Origin of the sequence: Paenibacillus sp. FSL P2-0136 (assembly GCF_037975325.1) — a bacterium.
GTDB classification, from domain to species: Bacteria; Bacillota; Bacilli; order Paenibacillales; family Paenibacillaceae; genus Paenibacillus_AQ; species Paenibacillus_AQ silagei.
The window spans coordinates 6,019,468-6,043,051 of the sequence record NZ_CP150244.1 but is presented as its reverse complement, the minus strand read 5'-3'; the positions used below and the strand labels follow the sequence as shown (position 1 = coordinate 6,043,051).

Annotated in this window: 18 protein-coding genes and 3 rRNA genes; 19 read left to right on the top strand and 2 right to left on the bottom strand. The window is 51.9% G+C overall.

Annotated elements, in window-relative coordinates:
• The first annotated feature begins 121 nt into the window (after nt 1-121).
• From liaF to NYE26_RS25595, 6 genes are all read left to right on the top strand, one after another.
• Entirely contained in the window at nt 122-769 is a 648-nt protein-coding gene (liaF, locus tag NYE26_RS25620; RefSeq protein WP_209878920.1) for a cell wall-active antibiotics response protein LiaF, read from the top strand.
• A gap of 39 nt (nt 770-808) precedes the next feature.
• Nucleotides 809-1,843: a sensor histidine kinase gene (locus NYE26_RS25615; protein WP_036731150.1), complete on the top strand. Its 1,035-nt coding sequence runs from the start codon at nt 809-811 to the stop codon at nt 1,841-1,843.
• 15 nt (nt 1,844-1,858) lie between these two features.
• Nucleotides 1,859-2,518 (top strand): response regulator transcription factor, encoded by a 660-nt coding sequence (locus NYE26_RS25610; RefSeq protein WP_036731152.1) that lies wholly within the window; start codon nt 1,859-1,861, stop codon nt 2,516-2,518.
• A 146-nt stretch (nt 2,519-2,664) separates the two neighbouring features.
• On the top strand, nt 2,665-3,468 hold the full coding sequence (locus NYE26_RS25605) for a hypothetical protein (protein WP_339251089.1): 804 nt from the start codon (nt 2,665-2,667) through the stop codon (nt 3,466-3,468).
• Nucleotides 3,469-3,677: 209 nt separating this feature from the next.
• Complete coding sequence (gene zwf / locus NYE26_RS25600; RefSeq protein ID WP_036731156.1) at nt 3,678-5,228, top strand: glucose-6-phosphate dehydrogenase; 1,551 nt, start codon at nt 3,678-3,680, stop codon at nt 5,226-5,228.
• A gap of 343 nt (nt 5,229-5,571) precedes the next feature.
• The gene (locus tag NYE26_RS25595) at nt 5,572-7,158 is read left to right on the top strand and encodes a peptide chain release factor 3 (RefSeq protein WP_076082003.1); all 1,587 of its coding nucleotides are present in this window, start codon (nt 5,572-5,574) and stop codon (nt 7,156-7,158) included.
• Between the two features lie 122 nt (nt 7,159-7,280).
• On the opposite strand, the gene NYE26_RS25590 is transcribed toward NYE26_RS25595, so the two are convergent.
• Nucleotides 7,281-7,517: a small acid-soluble spore protein SspI gene (locus NYE26_RS25590; RefSeq protein WP_036700271.1), complete on the bottom strand. Its 237-nt coding sequence runs from the start codon at nt 7,515-7,517 to the stop codon at nt 7,281-7,283.
• Nucleotides 7,518-7,711: 194 nt separating this feature from the next.
• On the opposite strand from NYE26_RS25590, the gene NYE26_RS25585 reads away from it, so the two are divergent.
• The 3 genes from NYE26_RS25585 to NYE26_RS25575 all read left to right on the top strand — a co-directional run bounded on the left by NYE26_RS25585 (nt 7,712) and on the right by NYE26_RS25575 (nt 10,043).
• On the top strand, nt 7,712-8,371 hold the full coding sequence (locus NYE26_RS25585) for a TrkA family potassium uptake protein (RefSeq protein WP_036700269.1): 660 nt from the start codon (nt 7,712-7,714) through the stop codon (nt 8,369-8,371).
• A gap of 31 nt (nt 8,372-8,402) precedes the next feature.
• A complete protein-coding gene (locus NYE26_RS25580; RefSeq protein ID WP_339251085.1) occupies nt 8,403-9,209 on the top strand; it encodes an RNA methyltransferase in 807 nt (268 codons plus the stop codon).
• Between the two features lie 105 nt (nt 9,210-9,314).
• Entirely contained in the window at nt 9,315-10,043 is a 729-nt protein-coding gene (locus NYE26_RS25575; RefSeq protein WP_339251083.1) for a peptidase E, read from the top strand.
• Nucleotides 10,044-10,093: 50 nt separating this feature from the next.
• Here NYE26_RS25575 and NYE26_RS25570 read toward each other — a convergent pair whose 3' ends face one another.
• Complete coding sequence (locus NYE26_RS25570; protein WP_339251081.1) at nt 10,094-10,645, bottom strand: helix-turn-helix domain-containing protein; 552 nt, start codon at nt 10,643-10,645, stop codon at nt 10,094-10,096.
• 160 nt (nt 10,646-10,805) lie between these two features.
• Between NYE26_RS25570 and NYE26_RS25565 the strand changes: the two genes are divergently transcribed.
• From NYE26_RS25565 to NYE26_RS25520, 10 genes are all read left to right on the top strand, one after another.
• Nucleotides 10,806-11,465 carry an alpha/beta hydrolase-fold protein gene (locus NYE26_RS25565; RefSeq protein ID WP_339251079.1) on the top strand — a complete coding sequence of 220 codons (660 nt, stop codon included), beginning with the start codon at nt 10,806-10,808 and terminating at the stop codon, nt 11,463-11,465.
• A 6-nt stretch (nt 11,466-11,471) separates the two neighbouring features.
• On the top strand, nt 11,472-12,242 hold the full coding sequence (locus NYE26_RS25560; protein ID WP_339251077.1) for a class III extradiol ring-cleavage dioxygenase: 771 nt from the start codon (nt 11,472-11,474) through the stop codon (nt 12,240-12,242).
• Nucleotides 12,243-12,398: 156 nt separating this feature from the next.
• Nucleotides 12,399-13,283: a hypothetical protein gene (locus NYE26_RS25555; RefSeq protein WP_339251075.1), complete on the top strand. Its 885-nt coding sequence runs from the start codon at nt 12,399-12,401 to the stop codon at nt 13,281-13,283.
• 194 nt (nt 13,284-13,477) lie between these two features.
• A 16S ribosomal RNA gene (locus NYE26_RS25550) occupies nt 13,478-15,038 on the top strand.
• Between the two features lie 285 nt (nt 15,039-15,323).
• Nucleotides 15,324-18,264 (top strand): 23S ribosomal RNA (locus NYE26_RS25545).
• Between the two features lie 146 nt (nt 18,265-18,410).
• Nucleotides 18,411-18,527: ribosomal RNA gene (gene rrf / locus NYE26_RS25540) — 5S ribosomal RNA — on the top strand.
• The 16S, 23S and 5S rRNA genes sit together here, the layout of an rRNA operon.
• A gap of 527 nt (nt 18,528-19,054) precedes the next feature.
• Nucleotides 19,055-20,152 (top strand): hypothetical protein, encoded by a 1,098-nt coding sequence (locus NYE26_RS25535; protein WP_209879159.1) that lies wholly within the window; start codon nt 19,055-19,057, stop codon nt 20,150-20,152.
• A 198-nt stretch (nt 20,153-20,350) separates the two neighbouring features.
• Nucleotides 20,351-21,010: a response regulator transcription factor gene (locus NYE26_RS25530; protein ID WP_209879156.1), complete on the top strand. Its 660-nt coding sequence runs from the start codon at nt 20,351-20,353 to the stop codon at nt 21,008-21,010.
• A gap of 2 nt (nt 21,011-21,012) precedes the next feature.
• A complete protein-coding gene (locus tag NYE26_RS25525; protein WP_339251072.1) occupies nt 21,013-22,386 on the top strand; it encodes a HAMP domain-containing sensor histidine kinase in 1,374 nt (457 codons plus the stop codon).
• Between the two features lie 103 nt (nt 22,387-22,489).
• Nucleotides 22,490-23,581 carry a hypothetical protein gene (locus NYE26_RS25520; protein WP_339251070.1) on the top strand — a complete coding sequence of 364 codons (1,092 nt, stop codon included), beginning with the start codon at nt 22,490-22,492 and terminating at the stop codon, nt 23,579-23,581.
• The last annotated feature ends 3 nt before the right edge of the window (nt 23,582-23,584 follow it).

Below are 23,584 nucleotides of genomic sequence, written 5' to 3'. Positions count from 1 at the left end.
TATGGCTTTTGTAGCGGATGCAGTATGTTGAAGATGTAGCTTCGCGATACTTCAGCTAAGGCTTACGAGGTCAGTTTTGCTTCAAATATAAGAATTGATATGCTGTGCAGGAGGTGCGGAAATGGATAAACGGAACCGTTTGATTGCCATCGGATTGATTGGTGTAGGCTGCTTGATGATATTTGGCAAATGGATCGGCTTCTTCTCCATTGTCGCACTCCTGTTCCTGCTGCTGGGAATCTACCAGACGACGTCGGGCAAGGTCAAGCAAGGTTATAAGCTAATGGGAGTCGGAGCAGTCCTGCTGTTGCTGGATCATTTGCTGCTGGTGCTTGGCATCTGCCTGCTTTCGCTGGGGATGTTCTTTGTCAAATCGAAAAGAATGCAGCGCAAGGCGGGGTTTGTGCAGAAGCAAAGCTTTTCTTCCAGATTCGACTGGGATCTCTCGCCGTGGGTGATGCGCAGTCTGAGCGCCTGGCATGTGCTGGGCGAGGTGGATGTGGATCTTTCACTGGCCATGGCGGAAGAGCAGGAGACGATTATGCTGTATCAGGGGATTTTTGGCGATGTGGACATTCTGCTGTCTGAGGATTACGGAGTGGAGATTGAGGCATTCGTACTGTTCGGCTCGATTGAGTCCGGCAGTAACCGCGATACGGGGATGCTGAACCGGCTGAACTGGAAGTCACCTAACTATGACAGCTGCGAGCATAAAGTGAAGTTTAACATTTCTTATCTGATGGGGGATCTGGACATACGCTTCCCCTAAGAGTATGTTAGGGCCAAGAGAGAAGGGAGAGCTCCCGGCATGGACAAAAAAAGCAGTAATATGGTAACGCGCAGTATGGGTGAGGGAGCTCTGTTCTCTTTGTTCATGCTGCTCGTTATTACATATATTATGTATACATATGGGCTACTACGGCCGTTCGAGGATTGGCGGATTGGCATAAGGACAGGATTGACGCTGATTCTGTTGCCGATGGCTTTCGGAATCGGGTACGGCTTCTATCAGGGCTTCCGCAGCAAGCGCAAGCTGGAATTACTGCGGGCTACCCTGGTCGCCTGGGAGAAAGGCAATCTTACCCCGGCTATGCCGGACCTGGGCAACGATGAGCTGGGGCGGCTCGGGGAACAGCTCGGGCGGATCAGCGGCAAGTGGGAGAATCAGGTTAATACGCTGCAACGGCTCTCCACCAATAACGCGAAGCTTGCCGAGCAGGCCCGGGTCACGGCAATCATCGAGGAACGGCAGCGGCTGGCACGGGAGCTGCATGATGCGGTATCGCAGCAGCTGTTCGCCATCTCGATGACGGCAACGGCAGTAGGCCGGACGCTGGAGAAGGACTTCGACAAGGCACAGCGGCAAATCGCGCTGATCGAGGAGATGTCTGCAGTAGCCCAGTCCGAGATGAGGGCGCTGCTGCTGCACCTGAGACCGGTGTACCTGGAAGGTAAGGGGCTGGAAGAAGGTCTGCAGGAGCTGATTAAAGAACTGAAGATCAAGGTGCCGATTGATATTCTGTTCGAGATGGATCAGGGAGTAGAGCTGCTGAAGGGCGTGGAGAATCATTTGTTCCGTATTGTGCAGGAGGCTATCTCCAATACGCTCCGCCATGCCAAAGCGGAGAAGATGGAGATCCGCCTGCACCGCCGGGGTGATACCGTCCGGCTCACGCTGCGCGATGATGGAATCGGGTTCGAGATGGATGACAGCAAGCAGACCTCTTACGGTCTGTCGAATATGCAGGAGCGGATTACAGAGATCGGGGGCTCGATCCAGTTCATCACTGCTCCCGGCAAAGGCATGCGGATTGATATTACCGTACCGGTAGTCAATGAATAGGGGGCAGGTGTAACGATGGAGATAGAAGAAGATAATGCAATCAAGGTCCTGCTTGTAGACGATCATGAGATGGTCCGGATCGGACTTGCTGCGGTGCTTGGCACCGAGGATGGCATTGAAGTCGTCGGCGAAGCGGGAAGCGGCGAGGAGGGCATCCGTCTGGCCCAGGAGTATACGCCGGATGTGGTGCTGATGGATCTGGTGATGGACGGCATGGACGGAATCGAGACGACTAGACAGCTGCTGAAGCTGTACCCGGATTGCAAGGTGATTGTGTTGACCAGTTATTTGGATGATGAGAAGATGTATCCGGTGATTGAAGCGGGAGCCTTCAGTTACCTGCTCAAGACCTCACGGGCCAGCGAAGTTGCAGATGCGATCCGGGCAGCCGCCAGAGGCCAGTCCGTGCTGGAGTCGCAGGTGGCGTCCAAGATGATGAACCGGTTCCGTTCCAATGCAAGAGGAGAGGCACCGGCTTACAAAGAGCTTACCGAACGCGAGATGGAAGTGCTGAAGCTGTTAGCCCAGGGCAAATCCAACCAGGATATTGCTGATCAATTAATTATCGGAATCAAGACGGTGAAATTCCATGTCACGAATGTTCTTGCCAAGCTGGGGGTTGAAGACCGGACTCAGGCGGCTATTTATGCATATAAGAATGGACTGGCGGAGTAAGCACGGTCTATGGAAGCCATGGAGCACTTTCAAGCGAGTCCGCCCGGACGATCTTGGAAGTGTTTTTGCATGCGTTCGTATATCTTTCTCTGAAATTGGATAACCTGTCTAGTAGATTACTAGATCGGTTGAGAGGGAGATGCGAAGTGGGGAATAAAGGGCAGAGTAAGGGGATACTGGTGTTGGTGCTGGCAGGGATATGTGCGCTGATGCTGCTGAGCGGGTTCCGCAGCGCGGAAACCGCAGGAAGAAGCGATGTACAGAGTAATGTTGCTTCTGCCGCTGCCGGAGAGCTTCAGGAATCCCTTGCCCTGCTGACCACACTGGGCGGACAGGTTTCCGCTCCCGGCGCACCGCTCCGGCTCGTATTGAAATGGCAGGGGGAATACAGCGGCGAAGAGGCTGCTGAAGCTGCCGTACAGAGCCTTGCCACCCGGCTGGGGCTGGGTGAAATGAGCAGCGCAGATGAGGAAGGGCACCGGGCCTGGCGTTCTGCCGCGCAGCTCAGTGGAAGTACACAGGTCTCCCTGTTCTGGAGTGAGCTTGGCGGCGGGCGCAGCTACTGTATTGTTACGCTGGAGACGGCGGATCTTCTGGGCTCCCCGGAGCTGCCAGCCGCAGCAGCGGACACCGAAGAAGCGATGCTCCAGGCGGGAATTGCTGCGGAATGGAATGCTTCGCTGCAGGCACCTGCGAAGGAGCAGGGCGGAACGCAGGCAGCACTCCTTGCTACGGAGCAGCTACTGGCTGCACCGCTCCCCGGTATTCGGGCAGAGGAGAGTTACGCCGATGTCTCCACATCCAGTCATTCGTATAGTGTGCCGGGTCTTCAACGCACAGTCAGCAGCGGTAGCCACAGCCTGGCCCTCCAGCTGGCAGTTCACAAGAACGTCAATGCAGACGTGAACCGGATAACCCTTGGAATGCCATTAATTACAATCGAATACTGAAGTTAAATGACTTAATATAAGCGTAATCCGGGGAAGGCATAAGAAAGAGTAATGAAAAAGTGCGAAATCCCGAGAAAAACTGTCAGGAATGTGATGGCATCCTCCGTGCAATTATGATAAAATGACATCACGCCTATAGTCGTATGTTGTTTCATACCAGGCGATGAGAATGAATGTCAACTATATTACATACAGAGAGATGAGGAGCCATGGCTGAAAATCAAACCCTTGATGCACTGCATACACCCGGTGCTGTATTCTTTATCTTCGGGGCAACCGGAGATCTGGCCCGGCGTAAGCTTTTCCCGGCGATTTACAGTTTGTACCGTGAAGGCAAGCTGACCCAAGATTTTGCGGTCATTGGCGTGGCTCGGCGTCCCCGTACCCAGGATGAGTTCCGGGAAGATGTGAAGGAATCCATTCGCGAGTTCTGCCGTTATCAGGCAGGAGATGCTGCGGAATGGAACGAGTTCGTACAGCATTTTGAATACAAGTCACTCGACATCAATAATATTGACGGCTTCCGTGAGCTGAATGAGCAGACGGAGCGGCTGGAAGAGAAATTCCATATTCCGGGCAATCGCATGTTCTATCTGGCGCTTGCGCCTGAGCTGTTCGGCAGCGTATCCTTCAACCTCAAGGCAGGCGGGATGCTGCAGGCCAGAGGCTGGAACCGTCTGGTCATCGAGAAGCCGTTCGGCTATAATCTCGAATCCGCTGAGGAACTGAACGAACAGATCCGCCAAGTCTTCAAGGAAGAGGAGATCTACCGGATTGACCACTACCTGGGTAAGGAAATGGTTCAGAATATTGAAGTGATCCGGTTCGCCAATGCCTTCTTTGAGCCATTGTGGAACAACAAGCATATCGCCAACATTCAGATTACACTCGGCGAGACGGTGGGCGTGGAAGAACGCGGCGGGTATTACGATCATGCGGGGGCGCTGCGCGATATGGGCCAGAACCATATTTTGCAGCTGCTGACGATGATCGCTATGGAACCGCCTAGCCGTCTGCTGGCTGAAGATATCCGTGATGAGAAGGTCAAGGTTCTACGTTCGCTGCGTCCTTATGCGACCGCTGATGAAGTTCGCGAGAACGTAGTCCGCGGCCAATACACTCAAGGTCTCTACAAGGGCAAGACGCTTCCGGCTTACCGCCAGGAAGACAAAGTGGACCCGGAATCGAATACAGAGACGTATTTCGCAGCCCGTGTGTTCGTGGATAACTTCCGCTGGGCTGGAGTTCCTTTCTATATCCGTACCGGCAAACGCCTGCCTGTGAAGACCACCGAAGTGGTTGTAGAATTCAAAGGAATGCCGACCAACGTCTACTTGGGCCAGAAGCACAAGCTCGAGCCGAACCTGCTCGTCATCCGCGTCAATCCGATGGAAGGCATCTACGTGAAGATCAATGCGAAGAAGCCGGGCTCGGAATCCGAGATTCAGCCGCTGGCCATGGATTTCTGCCAGAGCTGCATGATCGGCATCAACTCGCCGGAGGCGTATGAGCGTCTGTTGCATGATGCTGCACGCGGCGATTCCACCTACTTCACCCGCTGGGATGAAGTGTCCTCGGCCTGGTCCTTCGTGGACCGGATTGCCAAGGCGTGGAAGGAAGAGAGCAACGACTTGGCTTCCTATCCTGCGGGCTCCTGGGGCCCGGTTGAAGCCGACCAATTGCTTGCCGGAGAAGGCTTCCACTGGTGGCCGGTCAACGGCCAGGATGAAGACAATGTGGTCTGGCAGGTTAACCGCTAGTCCCTGAAGAAGAACTGTTACAGATCCTCCTGCATCTCGCCTGCGGGGGGATCTTTTTGATGAATCGTGAATTTATATTACAAGATATTTCACTACAGGCGCTTTTTTGTAGATAATCTCTGCCGGATTTTGCTATACTGAGAAGGATGCTTTCAACATAAAGATTTCTAAGCCTAGCGCTATAGATGATCCTATACATGGTAAACGTTACGTTCAAGAAATAGACGTTGATTCTCTGTTGATTCTCTAAGGAAAGGATCTGAATCCATGAATAGTCCGATTTGATTGATCCGGTAATAGAGGCAGGAGTAAGCATGAATTTATAGATGAAGGGATATGTGCAATGAATAAAGCAACGGACCATAAGCTTCAGAGTGAAGTCGACAAACGCAGAACCTTTGCGATTATTTCCCACCCGGATGCGGGTAAAACTACACTGACAGAGAAACTGCTGCTCTTCGGAGGTGCCATCCGTCTGGCAGGTACAGTCAAAGCCCGTAAGGCAAGCAAGCACGCCACCAGTGACTGGATGGAAATTGAGAAGCAGCGCGGAATCTCGGTTACGTCCTCTGTGATGCAGTTTGATTACCTGGACCACCGGGTGAACATTCTGGATACTCCGGGTCACCAGGATTTCAGTGAAGACACCTATCGTACGCTCACTGCGGCTGATAGCGCGGTCATGCTGATCGACGTAGCCAAGGGTGTGGAGACACAGACCATCAAGCTGTTCCAGGTCTGCGCGAAGCGCGGCATTCCGATCTTCACCTTCATTAATAAGCTGGACCGCGAAGGCCGCAGCCCGTTTGATCTGATGGAGGAGCTGGAGAATGTGCTGGGCATCCGCTCGGTGCCGATGAACTGGCCGATTGGGATGGGCCGTGAGCTGTGCGGCGTCTATGACCGGATGAAGAATCAGGTTGAGCTGTTCCAGGGCGATGACCATTCCGTAATTAAAGTACAGAAGGTGGAGAGCTACCGCGACCCGATTATCCGTGAGATGGCGGGGGAGTACCTGCATGATCAGCTATGCGCGGATCTGGAGCTGCTGGATGTAGCGGGCGATCCTTTTGACTATGAGAAGGTGCTGCGCGGGGAGATTACTCCGGTATTCTTCGGCAGTGCTATCAACAACTTCGGTGTGCAGACGTTCCTGGATAATTTCCTGGAGCTTGCGCCGAAGCCTGAACCACGCCGCAGTACAGCAGGTGCTGTAGAACCGACGAATGAGAAATTCACTGGCTATGTATTCAAAATTCAGGCGAACATGAATCCCGCACACCGCGACCGTATCGCTTTCCTGCGTATCGTGTCCGGCAAGTTCGAGCGCGGGATGAGTGTGAAGCATGTACGTGCCGGCAAAGACATCAAGCTATCCCAGCCGCAGCAGTTCCTTGCCCAGGACCGGGACATTGTTGAAGAGGCGTATCCGGGGGATATTATCGGTCTGTTCGACCCGGGCATCTTCCGGATTGGCGACACGCTCAGTCAGGCCGGAGATATCGAATTCGATGAGCTGCCGACCTTCTCGCCGGAGATTTTCTCCAAAGTCACCATCAAGAATGCACTGAAGTCGAAGCAATTCCAGAAGGGGATCGACCAGCTGACCGAAGAGGGTATGATCCAGGTGTTCCGTACCGTCAACTTCGACGATATTCTGCTGGGTGTAGTCGGACAGCTGCAGTTCGAGGTGTTCGAATACCGCATGAAGGGTGAGTATGGCGTGGACGTGCAGCTTCAGCGCATGAGCTACCAGTTCGCACGCTGGATCGTGGATGAGAACAAGCCGGATGCCAGCAAGTTCCGGATCAACTCCACTTTGGTTACGGACAAAAAGGGTAATTACGTAGTGCTGTTCGAGAACGAATACGCTATGCGGACCGCGATGGAGAAGAATCCGACCGCGAAGTTCCTGGAGACTGCACCTTGATGGGTGTAATAGAAGTAAGATGAACAGTTAAGCATATGTACAATTAGGCTATAAAAAACCTCCGGCTCCACCTGTGCAGCAGCACGGTGGGGTGCGGAGGTTTTTGACGGGATGGGCCTCCTCTAGGAGGTGATGGACCCTGGGGTAAGCTTGTCCAGATGTCTGTGCAGCATAGAGAGAACCCGGTCCTGCTTCGCAGGGTCGAGGTCCTTCCAGATCATCTCAAAGACGACACCCAGTCCGGGAAGCGCGGCTTCCGGCCCGTCCACGGAATTCTCAATAACCTCCCGCAGACCTTCTTCGGACTGGCCGTGCACCTTGTGAATGATGGCCTGGCGCAAATCAAGGGTGACTGGCATAATCGGCCTCCTTAAAGTTTTGTGAGCATCTGCTTCCTGAATCAGCATCGCAAAACTGACTTCGAAAGCAGGGGCTTAGACAGGTAAGCAGCCTTCTTATAAGGTGCCCTGCGGGAGCGCTGAACATTCAAGTTTATAACGGCTTATGCTATACTGTGTGAGATGTATTATATGGGCGGGAGGGACAAGGCTTAATGGCAAAAAAACAGTATGCGATCATCGGCATGGGCCGCTTCGGCTCAAGTGTGGCCAAGGCGCTCAGCGGGATGGGCTATGAGGTGCTGGCCATTGATGCGGATGAACAGCGCACCCAGGAAATCTCCAATATTGTGACCCATGCCGTATCTGCAGACTCCACGGATGAAGAGGCGCTGCGTGCGCTTGGCATCCGTAACTTCGATGTGGTGGTAGTCGCCATCGGGGAGGATATTCAGGCCAGCATTCTGACAACGCTGATCTTGAAGGATCTGGGCGTACCTGCCATTATCGCCAAAGCCAAAAGTGAGCTGCACGGCAAGGTGCTGGGTAAAATCGGAGCAGATAAGGTGATCTACCCGGAGCGGGACATGGGGATGCGGGTGGCGCATCATCTCGCTTCTCCGAACATCCTCGATTACATCGAGCTGTCACCGGAGTACAGCATTCTCGACATGAAGGTCTCAGGACCGATGCTGGGCAAGAACCTGCAGGAGCTTGACATACGCGCCAAATATGGGTGCAATGTTATGGCGATCCGTCAGGGCGAGGAAATGAATATATCCCCCAGAGCGGAGGACCGCCTGACCGATGGTGATGTCCTTGTCATTGTCGGACGGAAGGATAACCTGACGAAGCTGGAAATGGCTTATCAATAGGAATCTGTAAGCATCAGAAAGGTAGGACCCTATGGAAATTATGTCGCCGCAGAACACGCGGGTGAAGGAATGGGCCGGACTGCAGGAGAAGAAGCACCGCGACAAGTCCGGTAAATATATCGTAGAAGGCATTCATTTGGTGCAGGAGGCGCTGCAGGCGGAAGCGGATGTGGAATGCCTGGCCTTTGACCTCGATAAAGGAATGCCGTCTGAATTGAAGCCGCTGCTTCAGGCGGTGCAGGGTATGGAGGTCATCGGCGTGTCGGCAGCGGTGGTTGCCAAGTGCAGCAGCACGGGCACCCCGCAGCCGGTGTTCGCCATTGTGCGGAAGGAGCAGAAGGGGATAGAGGCCATTCTGGCGAAGCAGGACAGCCTGGTTGTGGTGCTGGACGGGGTCCAGGACCCCGGCAATGTGGGCACCATCATCCGCAGCGCGGATGCGGCCGGTGCTGACGGCGTGATTCTCGGCCAAGGCTGCGCCGACCTCTTCAATCCGAAGACCATCCGGTCTACGATGGGCTCAATGTTCCATCTCCCGGTAGTGGAGGGGGAGCTCGGCACGATTCTGCCGCAGGCGCGGGAGCGCGGCGCGCTGCTGGTCAGCACCTCGCTGACGGCGGAGGATTCTTGCTACACCCATGATTTTCACGGCAGCCAGTGGCTGTTGATCGGCAGCGAAGGCCAAGGCATCTCACCTGAGACAGCCCGTCTAGTCGACAAAAGCATCCTCATCCCGATGGCCGGCCGCGCCGAATCACTGAACGCCGCGATGGCCGCAACGATCCTGCTGTTTGAGGGGATGCGGCAGCGGGGGAATTATCTTAACCAACCTATATAACTTTCACAACAAAGTCAGTCCCGGTGTGTCTGAATAAGACGTAATGCATCCGGGACTTTTTTGTATTCTTTTTTTGCTTCAATATTATAAATAGGAGTGATGAAGATGGGGATTATTGTGGCGATTGGCGGAGGAGAGATTAGCGAATTGGAGACTTTGGCAATCGATCAAACGATTGTAGATCTAACGAACAAAAAGAATCCCAAAGCGTTGTTCATTCCTACAGCCAGTATGGATGCGGAAGGGTATTGTGACTCTTTTCAATTAGTGTACGGTGACCGCTTAGGGTGTGAGGTCCAGCATTTACTACTGACGAAGAATACATATGCACCAGAAGAGATCGAAAACATGATCTTATCCGCCGATTTAATCTATGTGGGTGGCGGTAATACGAGAAAGATGCTGGACATCTGGCGGGAGCATGGTGTGGATATTTTGCTGAAGCAAGCGTACGACTCGGGGGTTGTGCTGTCAGGAATGAGTGCGGGTTCGATCTGCTGGTACGAATACGGTCATAGTGACTCAGAGGCGTTCGATAATGAAGGGAAATGGATCTATATCAAATTGAAGGCGATGGGGATCTTACCAGGAATTCACTGTCCTCATTATAATGAAGACAACCGCGAGGCAGATTTCTTGGAGATGGTTAAGGGAATGGATACAACAGGCATAGCCATTGAGAATCACTGTGCCATTATTTATAAAGATGATGGGTATAAAGTGATCTCTTCCAGAGAACAGGCCAAGGCCTATAAGATTCAAGAGATTAATCAGCAGATGATCGTGACGGAGATTGAGAAGCATGCTGAATATAATGAGATAGCGAATATGTGAATAAAAGCCCGCACTCTGCCTATCCGGCCAGAGTACGGGCTTTTGAATGTTCAGAGGACATCCTGTCCGTTTTCGCTTTCAGTGTAGATGGAGATTAGCACAATCGCGGTGTCCTCTCCCGTATTTTTGACGGAATGGGGGGTGCAGGCATTCCAGCTAAAGGAATCACCCTCAGTAAATTCAGCTCCATCTTCCCCTTGCTGTGCATAGATGGTTCCTTTAATGACAACATGAACCTCCTGTCCTTCATGTGCATGGGGGGCATCTCCAATCATGGCACCGGGAGGGAACTCGACGATTGACATCCGGACGTTCTGGGTGGAGCTGAGGTGTTCGACCTTTAGCTCGGCTGCGCCGCTGGTGGTGATTCTCCGTTCATCCTTGCGGACAATCTGCATGCGTTCTTCTTTTTTGAGCAGCAAATAAGCAAGAGGGACCTTCAGAGCCTGGGCGATATTCTCCAGTGTAGCGATGGAAGGTGATGTCTTATTGGTTTCGACCTGGCTCATGAAGCCTTGGGAGAGGCCGGTAGTGTAGCAGATTTGCGCGATGGTGATATTTTTCCGCTTGCGGATTGCCCGTATTGTAGCGCCGATATCCATAGGATCACACCTCTATAATATTTGTAATACTAAACTTATTTTCATATTAACAATTTTATTGTTGACAAGTCAATGTGCATTGCGATAAATTACTCATATAGAAAATATATTATTATAACTAATATTCAAGTGATAATCTTCAGTTATGGAGGAAAATAAGATGAATCCTAAGTATTCATATGATGTTCACCTACCGGATGGGCTGGAGCAGGGCAGGAAATACCCGGTGATCTTTACTTTTCACGGCAAAGGCTCTGATGAGCGCAATATGTTCGGTCTGGTGGCCCCGCTGGCTAAGGAGTTCATTATTATCGGGGTTCGCGGGAATCTGCCACTGGGTATGGGGTATCAATATTATGATTTGAAAAGCCTGGGCAACCCTATCCGCGAGATGTTTGACCAAGCTGTCAGCGATCTTGAGACCTTCATTCACTATGCAACGCAGCAGTATCCGATCGATCCGGACAAACGTTATTTGCTCGGCTTCAGCCAAGGGGCCATTCTGTCTATGACGCTTGCGCTTACGATGGGAGATCAGCTGAAGGGGATTGTAGCACTGAATGGATATATTCCTGAATTTGTGAAAATGGAGTATAACCTCCGCAGCCTTAAGAACGTGTCTGTCTTCGCTTCACATGGTGAATACGATTCGGTGTTCCCGGTGCGCATTGGACATGAGACTGCCGCCTATCTGGAGGGGCAAACCGAACGGTTGACCTTCAAACTCTATCCGTCCGACCATGGCGTAACTGAAGAGAACCAGCGTGATTTCTTGCAATGGCTCAAGCAGGATGCCGGATTAACCATTAATAAGGAGTGATTGACTATGATGCCTTCCTATTTTTTTGCACACGGAGCTCCATCTATCGTTCTTGAAGATAATACCTACACCAAGCTGTTAAAAGAGTTCAAGGACCATATGCCCAAACCGAAAGCTATCGTTCTCTTCTCAGCGCATTGGGAGGAACCCGTGCAGTCCGTGGGCGCGGCGGCAACGTATGATACCATTTATGACTTTGGCGGATTCCAGGATGAGCTGTACCAGATGACGTATCCGGCAAAGAGTGACCGGGCGCTTGCGGATCAAATCCAGAATTTATTTACTGCGCACGGGATTGAGAGTGTACGGAATGAGACCAGAGGACTCGACCACGGCGCATGGGCTGTGCTGAAGCTCCTCTACCCGGAGGCGGATATTCCGGTTGTGGCGATGTCTGTGAATCGTGATTTGCCTAATGCGCAGCAGTATGAGATCGGCAAGGCGCTGGCGGCGCTGCGTGAACAGGATGTGCTTATCATCGCCAGCGGGGGAACCGTTCATAATCTGCGGAGGTTGAACTGGAATTCGGATGAGGTCAACGGTTGGGCTGAGCAGTTCGATCGCTGGATTCAGGAGAAGGTGGAAGCATGGGATACAGAAGCGCTGTTCCAATATGATGAGCTTGCTCCCTATGCAGAGATGGCGGTCCCAACGAGTGAGCACTTTATTCCGCTGTTCATCGCTATGGGAGCGGGAGACCCGGGGCGTAATGCGCAGCTGCTTCACCGGAGTTATCAGTATGGCAATCTAAGCTTGAGCTGCTGGCAGTTTAATTAAAATGTGGTGAACTCCGCATGCTCCGCTTCGGCAATCTCCTTGGCATAATTCCGAAATCAGGCATGCCAAGCTGTCGGGGAGGAAGGAATTTCCGGTCCACTTTTCAATACATTCTTGGTAAGGTAGGGGGACTGCTATTCTGAAGAGGTGATAATTATGCAAAAGAAACATTGTGCATTCTGCGATCAGATTGTCCGCATTACAGCAGACGGTGAGTACGATCAGTATATCGACTGCTCCTGCTCTCCTGGCGGAAGCTACGGCCTGCTTAGAGACAGCTATGAATCAATTCTTGCGCTCTCGTTCCAACAGAAGCGGGACATGCTGCATCTGATCTCAGGTTATATCCGCGAAAAGACGGATTGTGGCGAGAAGGTGATCCTTGCGTTCGGCGATCTGGAGGATATTGTGAATGCCCCGGGTATTCCGGTAACGGCTGAGGATAAAGGAGCCCGGCTGTTGCTGTATATATATAGGCATTGTAGTGGCCCCGGGGAGCCCGTAGTGATTCATCCCCTGTCCCGCAGCTACAATCTGACATACTCTCCCAATCTGCAGGAGCTGGTCTATATTATTGACAGGCTGCAAGGTGAGAATCTGTTAGTCCGGGAAGGCATGAACTTCACATTGACCTCCCTGGGGTGGGAGGAAGCAGTGGCTGCCTCAGGAGGCCGGACCTTACAGCAATGCACCGTTCTTCTGCCGGATGATGAGAAGCTGCAGGCGGAGTGGCAGGACAAGCTGTGGGCCAAAATCGAGCAGTTGGGCTATTTCCCCCGTTTGCTTGCCAGCAAGAACGAAGCTGCGAATTCGCTGGAGCCTGTGGCGGACAGTAAGCTGGTTATTGCGGACCTCACAGGCCAGTCATCTGAGGTGTATCTGGCAGCGGGCTATGCGCTTGGACTGAATATTCCGGTAATCTGGACAGTCAGAAGCGATGAGGCAGATACATTAAGGATCCATCTTCAGGAGATACGTCCTCTGGTTTGGGATACTGCGGAAGAGCTGATGGTATTGCTTCAGCAAGAACTTTTGAAATAATAGTTGCATAGTTGTCTGATCCATGTTATATTATAAAAGTTGCTGGTGACGAGCTGATCGACACTGACAACGAGCTTGATCTTTGAAAACTGAACAACGAGTGAGTATCGGAGATCGCTTCGGCGAGATCCAAAAATGAGAATGTAAATTCTCGTCAGATGTTTCAAAATGAGCAATCGCTCTTTCTAAATACCAATTTGGAGAGTTTGATCCTGGCTCAGGACGAACGCTGGCGGCATGCCTAATACATGCAAGTCGAGCGGAGTTTGAGAGGAAGCTTGCTTCCTTTCAGACTTAGCGGCGGACGGGTGAGTAACACGTAGGCAACCTGCCCTCAAGCCTGGGATAACTACCGGAAACGGTAGCTAATACCGGATAATTTCTTTTTTCTCCTGAGAGAAGAATGAAAGGCGGAGCAATCTGCTGCTTGGGGATGGGCCTGCGGCGCATTAGCTAGTTGGTGGGGTAACGGCCCACCAAGGCGACGATGCGTAGCCGACCTGAGAGGGTGAACGGCCACACTGGGACTGAGACACGGCCCAGACTCCTACGGGAGGCAGCAGTAGGGAATCTTCCGCAATGGGCGCAAGCCTGACGGAGCAATGCCGCGTGAGTGATGAAGGTTTTCGGATCGTAAAGCTCTGTTGCCAGGGAAGAACGTCCGGTAGAGTAACTGCTGCCGGAGTGACGGTACCTGAGAAGAAAGCCCCGGCTAACTACGTGCCAGCAGCCGCGGTAATACGTAGGGGGCAAGCGTTGTCCGGAATTATTGGGCGTAAAGCGCGCGCAGGCGGTTATTTAAGTCTGGTGTTTAAACCTTGGGCTCAACCTGAGGTCGCACTGGAAACTGGGTGACTTGAGTACAGAAGAGGAAAGTGGAATTCCACGTGTAGCGGTGAAATGCGTAGATATGTGGAGGAACACCAGTGGCGAAGGCGACTTTCTGGGCTGTAACTGACGCTGAGGCGCGAAAGCGTGGGGAGCAAACAGGATTAGATACCCTGGTAGTCCACGCCGTAAACGATGAGTGCTAGGTGTTAGGGGTTTCGATACCCTTGGTGCCGAAGTTAACACAGTAAGCACTCCGCCTGGGGAGTACGGTCGCAAGACTGAAACTCAAAGGAATTGACGGGGACCCGCACAAGCAGTGGAGTATGTGGTTTAATTCGAAGCAACGCGAAGAACCTTACCAGGTCTTGACATCCAACTAACGAAGCAGAGATGCATCAGGTGCCCTTCGGGGAAAGTTGAGACAGGTGGTGCATGGTTGTCGTCAGCTCGTGTCGTGAGATGTTGGGTTAAGTCCCGCAACGAGCGCAACCCTTGACTTTAGTTGCCAGCAGGTTGAGCTGGGCACTCTAGAGTGACTGCCGGTGACAAACCGGAGGAAGGTGGGGATGACGTCAAATCATCATGCCCCTTATGACCTGGGCTACACACGTACTACAATGGCCGGTACAACGGGAAGCGAAGCCGCGAGGTGGAGCCAATCCCAGCAAAGCCGGTCTCAGTTCGGATTGCAGGCTGCAACTCGCCTGCATGAAGTCGGAATTGCTAGTAATCGCGGATCAGCATGCCGCGGTGAATACGTTCCCGGGTCTTGTACACACCGCCCGTCACACCACGAGAGTTTACAACACCCGAAGTCGGTGGGGTAACCCGCAAGGGAGCCAGCCGCCGAAGGTGGGGTAGATGATTGGGGTGAAGTCGTAACAAGGTAGCCGTATCGGAAGGTGCGGCTGGATCACCTCCTTTCTATGGAGAATCGTCTTCTGCAATGAAGACATTCAAATCTTAAATCTAGCCGGTCGGCTAGTTGCTCACTCGTTGGTCAGTTTTGAGAGCTCAAACTCTCAAGTAACACTGTCTGTTATTCCGAACATCACAGTCGTGATTGTTTCATAATAACAGCAACTTGATCCTTGAAAACTGGATACCGAAACGAATTTGCGTTTTAGAACATCTTTTAGCTGAAACTTGTGTAAGCAAGTGGAAATAGTTATTAGTTGCTACCGTGATTTTCCTTAGGGAGAACGCATTGGTTAAGCTACTAAGAGCACACGGAGGATGCCTAGGCGCCAGGAGCCGACGAAGGACGTGGCGAACAACGAAACTGCCTCGGGGAGCTGTAAGCAAGCTTTGATCCGGGGGTGTCCGAATGGGGAAACCCAGCTGTGGTAATTCGCAGTTACTCATTTCTGAATACATAGGAAATGCAGAGGCAGACCAGGGGAACTGAAACATCTAAGTACCCTGAGGAAGAGAAAACAATAGTGATTCCGTCAGTAGCGGCGAGCGAACGCGGAACAGCCTAAACCAAGAGGCTTGCCTCTTGGGGTTGTGGGACGTCTCACATGGAGTTACAAAGGAATAGGGTAGGCGAAGAGGTCTGGAAAGGCCCGCGATAGAGGTAAAAGCCCTGTAGCCTAAACTGTGTTCCCTCCGAGACGGATCCCGAGTAGTGCGGGGCACGTGAAACCCCGTATGAATCCAGCAGGACCATCTGCTAAGGCTAAATACTACCTGGCGACCGATAGTGAAACAGTACCGTGAGGGAAAGGTGAAAAGCACCCCGGAAGGGGAGTGAAATAGAACCTGAAACCGTGTGCTTACAAAAAGTCAGAGCCCTATGCTGGACTTGTCCAGCACGGGTGATGGCGTGCCTTTTGTAGAATGAACCGGCGAGTTACGTTTAACATGCAAGGTTAAGGTGAGAAGCCGGAGCCGCAGCGAAAGCGAGTCTGAATAGGGCGACTGAGTATGTGGACGTAGACCCGAAACCGTGTGATCTACCCCTGTCCAGGGTGAAGGTGCGGTAACACGCACTGGAGGCCCGAACCCACGCATGTTGAAAAATGCGGGGATGAGGTGGGGGTAGCGGAGAAATTCCAATCGAACTCGGAGATAGCTGGTTCTCCCCGAAATAGCTTTAGGGCTAGCCTCGGTGAATGGAGTGGTGGAGGTAGAGCACTGATTGGGTGCGGGGCCCGCAAGGGTTACCAAGCTCAGTCAAACTCCGAATGCCATTTACTTCTTGCCGGGAGTCAGACAGTGAGTGCTAAGATCCATTGTCAAAAGGGAAACAGCCCAGACCATCAGCTAAGGTCCCCAAGTGTGTGTTAAGTGGGAAAGGATGTGGAGTTGCACAGACAACCAGGATGTTGGCTTAGAAGCAGCCACCATTGAAAGAGTGCGTAATAGCTCACTGGTCGAGTGACTCTGCGCCGAAAATGTAACGGGGCTAAACACACCACCGAAGCTATGGCTAGATGCTTTGCATCTGGGGTAGGGGAGCGTTGTATGTGGGTTGAAGGTGTACCGTAAGGAGCGCTGGACAGCATACAAGTGAGAATGCCGGTATGAGTAACGAAAAGATCAGTGAGAATCTGATCCGCCGAAAGCCCAAGGTTTCCTGAGGAAGGCTCGTCCGCTCAGGGTAAGTCGGGACCTAAGGCGAGGCCGACAGGCGTAGTCGAAGGACAACAGTTTGAAATTACTGTACCACCGTAATCCGCTATGAGCGATGGGGTGACGCAGGAGGGTAGTGACGCGGACTGATGGATGTCCGTCTAAGCAGTGAGGCTGGTGTGCAGGCAAATCCGCACATCGTTAAGGCTGGGCTGTGATGGGGAGCGAAAATTATAGTAGCGAAGGTCATGATCTCACACTGCCAAGAAAAGCCTCTAGCCAGGAGAAGGTGCCCGTACCGCAAACCGACACAGGTAGGCGAGAAGAGAATTCTAAGGCGCGCGGAAGAACTCTCGTTAAGGAACTCGGCAAAATGACCCCGTAACTTCGGGAGAAGGGGTGCCTCGGTAGGGTGAATAGCCCGAGGGGGCCGCAGTGAAAAGGCCCAAGCGACTGTTTAGCAAAAACACAGGTCTGTGCGAAGCCGCAAGGCGAAGTATACGGGCTGACGCCTGCCCGGTGCTGGAAGGTTAAGGGGAGCGGTTAGGAGCAATCCGAAGCTGTGAACCGAAGCCCCAGTAAACGGCGGCCGTAACTATAACGGTCCTAAGGTAGCGAAATTCCTTGTCAGGTAAATTCTGACCCGCACGAATGGCGTAACGACTTGGGCGCTGTCTCAACGAGAGATCCGGTGAAATTTTAATACCTGTGAAGATGCAGGTTACCCGCGACAAGACGGAAAGACCCCATGGAGCTTTACTGCAGCTTGATATTGAATTTGGGTACGATCTGTACAGGATAGGTGGGAGCCGTGGAGGCAGGAGCGCAAGCTTCTGCGGAGGCGCCGTTGGGATACCACCCTGATCGTATCTAGGTTCTAACCTAGTGCCCTTATCGGGTACGGGGACCGTGTCAGGCGGGCAGTTTGACTGGGGCGGTCGCCTCCTAAAGAGTAACGGAGGCGTTCAAAGGTTCCCTCAGAATGGTTGGAAATCATTCGCAGAGTGCAAAGGCATAAGGGAGCTTGACTGCGAGACCTACAAGTCGAGCAGGGACGAAAGTCGGACTTAGTGATCCGGTGGTACCGCATGGAAGGGCCATCGCTCAACGGATAAAAGCTACCCTGGGGATAACAGGCTTATCTCCCCCAAGAGTCCACATCGACGGGGAGGTTTGGCACCTCGATGTCGGCTCATCGCATCCTGGGGCTGAAGTAGGTCCCAAGGGTTGGGCTGTTCGCCCATTAAAGCGGTACGCGAGCTGGGTTCAGAACGTCGTGAGACAGTTCGGTCCCTATCTGTCGTGGGCGCAGGAAATTTGAGAGGAGCTGTCCTTAGTACGAGAGGACCGGGATGGACGTACCGCTGGTGCATCAGTTGTTCCGCCAGGAGCATGGCTGAGTAGCTACGTACGGACGGGATAAGCGCTGAAAGCATCTAAGCGTGAAGCCCCCCTCAAGATGAGATTTCCCAACATGTAAGACCCCTTGAAGACGACGAGGTAGATAGGTTGGAGGTGGAAGTGCAGCAATGCATGGAGCTGACCAATACTAATCGGTCGAGGGCTTATCCAAAAAATAATTCGCAGATTCGTTTCGGATTCAGTTTTCAGGAATCAAATTGTAATTTATGGAGCTCAAGTAGCTCTGTAAAGAAGATTTGTTTTCAGCATTTGGCGATGCTGAGACCTGAATAATAGCATTTGATATTCAAATGCCCGTTTGGTGGCGATAGCGGAGGGGTTCCACACGTACCCATCCCGAACACGACCGTTAAGCCCTCCAGCGCCGATGGTACTTGGACCGAAGGGTCCTGGGAGAGTAGGACGTTGCCAAGCACACATGACCACTGTTGAGAAATCGACAGTGGTCTTTTTGTTTTTTTAGGAAATCTGAACACAATAGGTGCTGCTGCGCCGAGGGATGGGTCCCATGCTTCACAGCCAGTAACATTTATAAAGAAATCCTGCAAGAAGTGCAACAATGCTGCCCCGTAGAAGCGGTCTATGCTGAAATCCTGCACGAAATGCAACAAATTCAGCGCTAACTTGCTCTAACCACCGAAATTTGTGCAAATAATGCAACAATGTAGCGTAGCCCGTAACTTTTTTAAAGAATTCTTGTAAAAAGTGCAATATTGCTGCTCCTTACAAGCGGCCGATGAGAGAGAAAATAGCCTATGGGCTGGATGTATTCTACCAGAAGGCGTTGAGGTACCAGCATTTTTCACCCGCAGGGTGAGTTTGTTCTATTCCGGGCGAGGGTCTCTTTTTACAACTCCATAACAACTGTCACTCTACTTTATAACATGTTGAGAGTAGGGTAATGGTAGAGAAAATACTATACTCCTGTGGAGGTTATCCCGTTGAATAAGAAGAAGTGGTCTGCTTCTATAGCAGTCCTGTTATGTGCAGGAGGGTTATTCGCCATCAGTGCTGTTGTCGTCCCAAACTTAGTGAACTCTGCTGTTGTCACCAAAGGCAGCGCAGCAGCACAGAATGATCTCAGACTGACACTGCCGGAGAGTACAGTTCCTGTATTGAAAGTAGCGGCACCTGTGCCAGTATCTACTGTCGATGATTACCTGCGGAAGAATATGAACAAGGAGCTAATGGAGCAAATTTATGATTCTCTGAGTAAAGCACCTGAGCCCACGGTAGTTGGCGGCCAGGATCAAACCGAATCTGAGCTTAACCTTCGAACTAAGCGTCAATGGGTGCTGGAAGATCAGTATGAGTATGATGGCCTTCGGCCTCAGAAGCCCCTGCCCTTCGAGGCGGGACAAGGAGATTTATATCTGGATCTAAAGACCAATACGCTCTACGTTCCAGATAGAACTTGGACCGATGAAGAACTGCTGCAGCTTATAGACTGGAACTATCGCCAGGCGTCTGCAGCCTCTCTACGCTTTCCGGAAAAACCTGTTCTTCCTCAAAAGTACAGCGAATCTAAATTCATCATGCGTGCGGTTGAAAGTGTGCGTAAGCTCTACGATGCCGATGTGTCTAAGATGCAAATGGCAACTAATCTGAGAAAAGCGGAATATGGCTTTCCTTCCCAATGGTGGGTGTATTTTTCTCCCTACAAGGAGCGGACCATGCGGGGACAAGGACAGGAGGTATGGAATTACCATGTGATTATCGATACAGAAACCGGAGTGGTAGTGGATACGACAGCAGTTAATTTGGCAGCGATAAGAACGCCTATTGATGAGGCTGCGGCTAAATCAGTCCAAAAGGATCCTAGCTGGATCAAGGAAGCTATACGGATTGTTAAGGATAAGCAAGGTGAGCAAAGGAAAATCGCAAAGGCATATCTGACTGATACCGTGGTGAACAATAAGCGCGGAATGGTTGCGGTAGATGTGTTATTAGAAGACGGCAGCAAATATAATGCGGAATTTCGCTATCCGAGTATGATTTTGCGTTGCCTCATTTATGAGCCTGCCGATAAGGGGAAATAAGCGGGAAGCTTATGTTCAATGAACAAACTAGTCCTGACGATCAAGCAGTTCTTGATTTGTCAGGATTTTTTGGCAGGCGGTTGTGTAAGGTCAGGTTCGGCTTATAGGTTATGGATGCTTTGGAATCTGGTATGATTAAGATTAGGTTACCTATGAAAGGGTATTCTGTGGCTACAGAGTTAGGAGGATATTCGACAGATGGCTCATATACTTGTTGTTGAGGATGAACAGGCGATTAATGATTTAATAACGATGAATCTTAAGCTGGTGGGACATACGTATGCCAAAGCCTATAGCGGCTCGGAGGTAGCGGACATGCTGGAGAAGGAGCGTGCGGATCTAATCTTGCTGGATGTCATGCTTCCCGGACTGGACGGGTTCGGGGTGATGGAGCAGATTGCGCCACTACGGATTCCGGTGATTCTGATTACGGCCCGGGGTGCACTCTCTGACCGGATCAGGGGCTTCGAGCTGGGTGCGGATGATTATATTATTAAGCCTTTTGAGATTCTGGAGCTGCTGGCCCGGATTAATGTCGTGCTGCGGAGGAATGAACAGGCCGCCTCTGCTTTTGTATGCGATAGGGTTGAAGTCCGGTTCACGGAGCGTCAGGTGTGGGTGGATCAGCTGCTGGTGGATCTGACGGCCAGAGAATTCGAACTGCTTGAAGTGCTGATCCGTAACCGGAATATTGCTCTTTCCAGAGAGAAGCTGCTGGAACTGGCATGGGGTTATGATTATGCGGGTGATACCCGTACTGTGGATGTACATATCCGGCAGCTGCGCAAAAAGCTGGGCTGGGAAGAACGGATCAAAACCGTGTTCAAGCTGGGCTACCGGCTGGAAGTTCAGGTCTAGCCATGCGGTTCTGGCATAAGATTCTTCTTGCTGTCCTGGTGCTGTTTATAGCGGCCCTTGATGTGAGTGTCGTGATGGTGTTGAAAAAAAGCTGGCAGCTGAACATGGCGAGTGAGCGTAAACGCGCGGCCAGCGAGCAACTGCTGATTACAAACAGTATATATGAGAATCTGGAATCCAATCGGTTCAGAGGGATGTCGCTCAACCCTGAACTGCTGGTAAGCGTGACTCAATCTTATGGTCAGCATTACCGCAAACAGGGAATAGGATTGGAACTACGTGAGAATGGTCGGCTGCTGTATCCCATTGAGGACGGGGTGAGTCCCGGTCAGGAGGAGACGCGTGCAGCACAGGAAGAACATATCATGACGTTAGCGATGCCGCTCCCGGCTCCCTATCAACATTTGGAACTGGTATACAAGCGCGATATCAGCGGGCTGTACGCTCAGCAGGAGGAGCTTAACCGTTTTTTTGTGATGATTAACTGGATTGTAGGGCCGCTTCTTGTGGTACTGCTCTACCTTTTGATCCGGCATCTGACTAAGCCACTCAAGCTGTTGTCGGAGACGACAAAGACGATTGCCGAAGGCGACTATTCCAATCGTGTGGAGCTGAACAGCAGGGATGAATTCGGAGAGCTGGCCTTCAACTTTAACAAGATGGCTACTGTGATAGAGCAGCGGATGAGCGATCTCGCAGGCATGGCTGAGGATAAACAGCGGATGGTCGATAATCTAGCTCATGAGCTGCGGACACCGCTAACCAGTATGCAGGGATTTGCGGAGCTGCTGACCACGGCTAACATAGATCAGGAGGATCAGGTCAAAGCGGGGCGCTATATTCTCAGCGAGACGGTGAGGTTGAAGAATCTAGCTTTTAAACTGTTGGATCTGTCCGTTCTGCGGCATCAGCCGCTGGTGTTGGCAGAGGTAGATGTGGCTTCGCTGTTCGACACAGTGGCCCAGACCGAGCAGCAGAGGGTAACAGATAACGGATTACGGCTGGAGCTGGATAGCACCATTCCTGCCGTATGGGGAGATGCGGATCTGCTGGCAGCTTTTCTGGTGAATCTGATTGAGAATGCCATTCCTGCGTCCCCGCCAGGCAGCACAATCCGCTTGCTGGCCTATCAGCAGGACGGAGAAGGGGTACTTGAAGTACAGGACAGCGGGAGTGGAATGACAGAAGAACAGAGCAGGCGGGCATTTGAGCCGTTCTACCGTGTAGACCAATCCCGTTCACGGGCCTATGGCAACGCAGGTCTGGGTCTATCTCTATGCCGCCAGATTGCCGAAGCGCATCAGGGCAGAGTTGAGCTGCAATCTGCTCCTGGTGAGGGGACGAGCATCCGGCTTTTTTTAAGCTCCACTTTGTGAAGCTATTTTACAACTCCATAACAACTGCTCCTCTACTCTATAATATCCCGGGATTAAGCTATGGATAGAGTTAATATCCTGAATCCCGATGGAGGTAATACAATTGAACAAGAAAAAGTGGTCTGTTACTATGGCAGTTGTCCTATGCTCAGGCGGTATGTTCGCATTCAGCGGACTCCTTGTCCCCAGTCTGGCGAACTCAGCAGTCATCGCAAAGTACAGTACGGCAACTCCGGTCAGTGCTAAGGCAAGTCCGGCAGGAAGCGCCGTTCCTGTGCTGAAGGTGGAGGCACCCGTGCCGGTATCTACCGTGAATGATGATCTGCTGCTGAAGCAGATGACAGAGGAGCAGATCCAGCAAATCTACGACTATATGGAGCTACCGGGCGATCCGAACACTTCAGGCCGGGAAATGACCGAAGCGGAGATCAATCGCAGGCGGGTGCTGGAAGATCAATATGTCTATGATGGTGTGCGGCCACAGAAGCCTTTGCCGCTACAGGCGGGGCAGGGAGAAGTGTATTTCGATATAAAGACCAATACGTATTATCAACCGGAGCGCACCTGGACGGATGAAGAGCTGCTGCAAATGATTGACTGGTCCTACCGGGTTAATCTTGTGGCATCCAAACGTAATATAACTGCTCCGGCCGTTGCCGTACCGGAGAAATTCAGCAAGGCTGAAGTACAGGCACGGGCGGCTGAAAGTGTGCGCAAGCTGTTCGATGCCGATATCTCCAAGCTGAAAACAAATGTTATGCTGCATGAACCGGGCTATGGCATACCCTCATTTTGGTCGGTTCACTCTGAACCATATAAGTCGCTTACTCTGCTTGGACAAGGTCAGGAATACTGGCAATATAGTGTGCAGATCGATCCTGACACCGGGGTGGTGGTAGATACGACAGCTTTTAACTCTGTGATGAAAAGAACCCCTATCGACGCGGCAGCTGCGGCTGCCATGAAGAAGGATGACAGCTGGGTAAAGGAAGCTACCCGGATTGTAAAGGACAAGCAGGGAGAGAAAAGAAAGATAGTGAAGGCGTATCTGACGGGCACTGAGGTAAACAATACACGCGGGATGGTGGCCGTGGATGTGTTGCTGGAAGACGGCAGCAAATATAATGCGGAATTACGCTATCCGGGTAAACAGCTGCGTTGTCTGATCTATGAGCCTGCCGGTAAGGCTAAGTAAGCG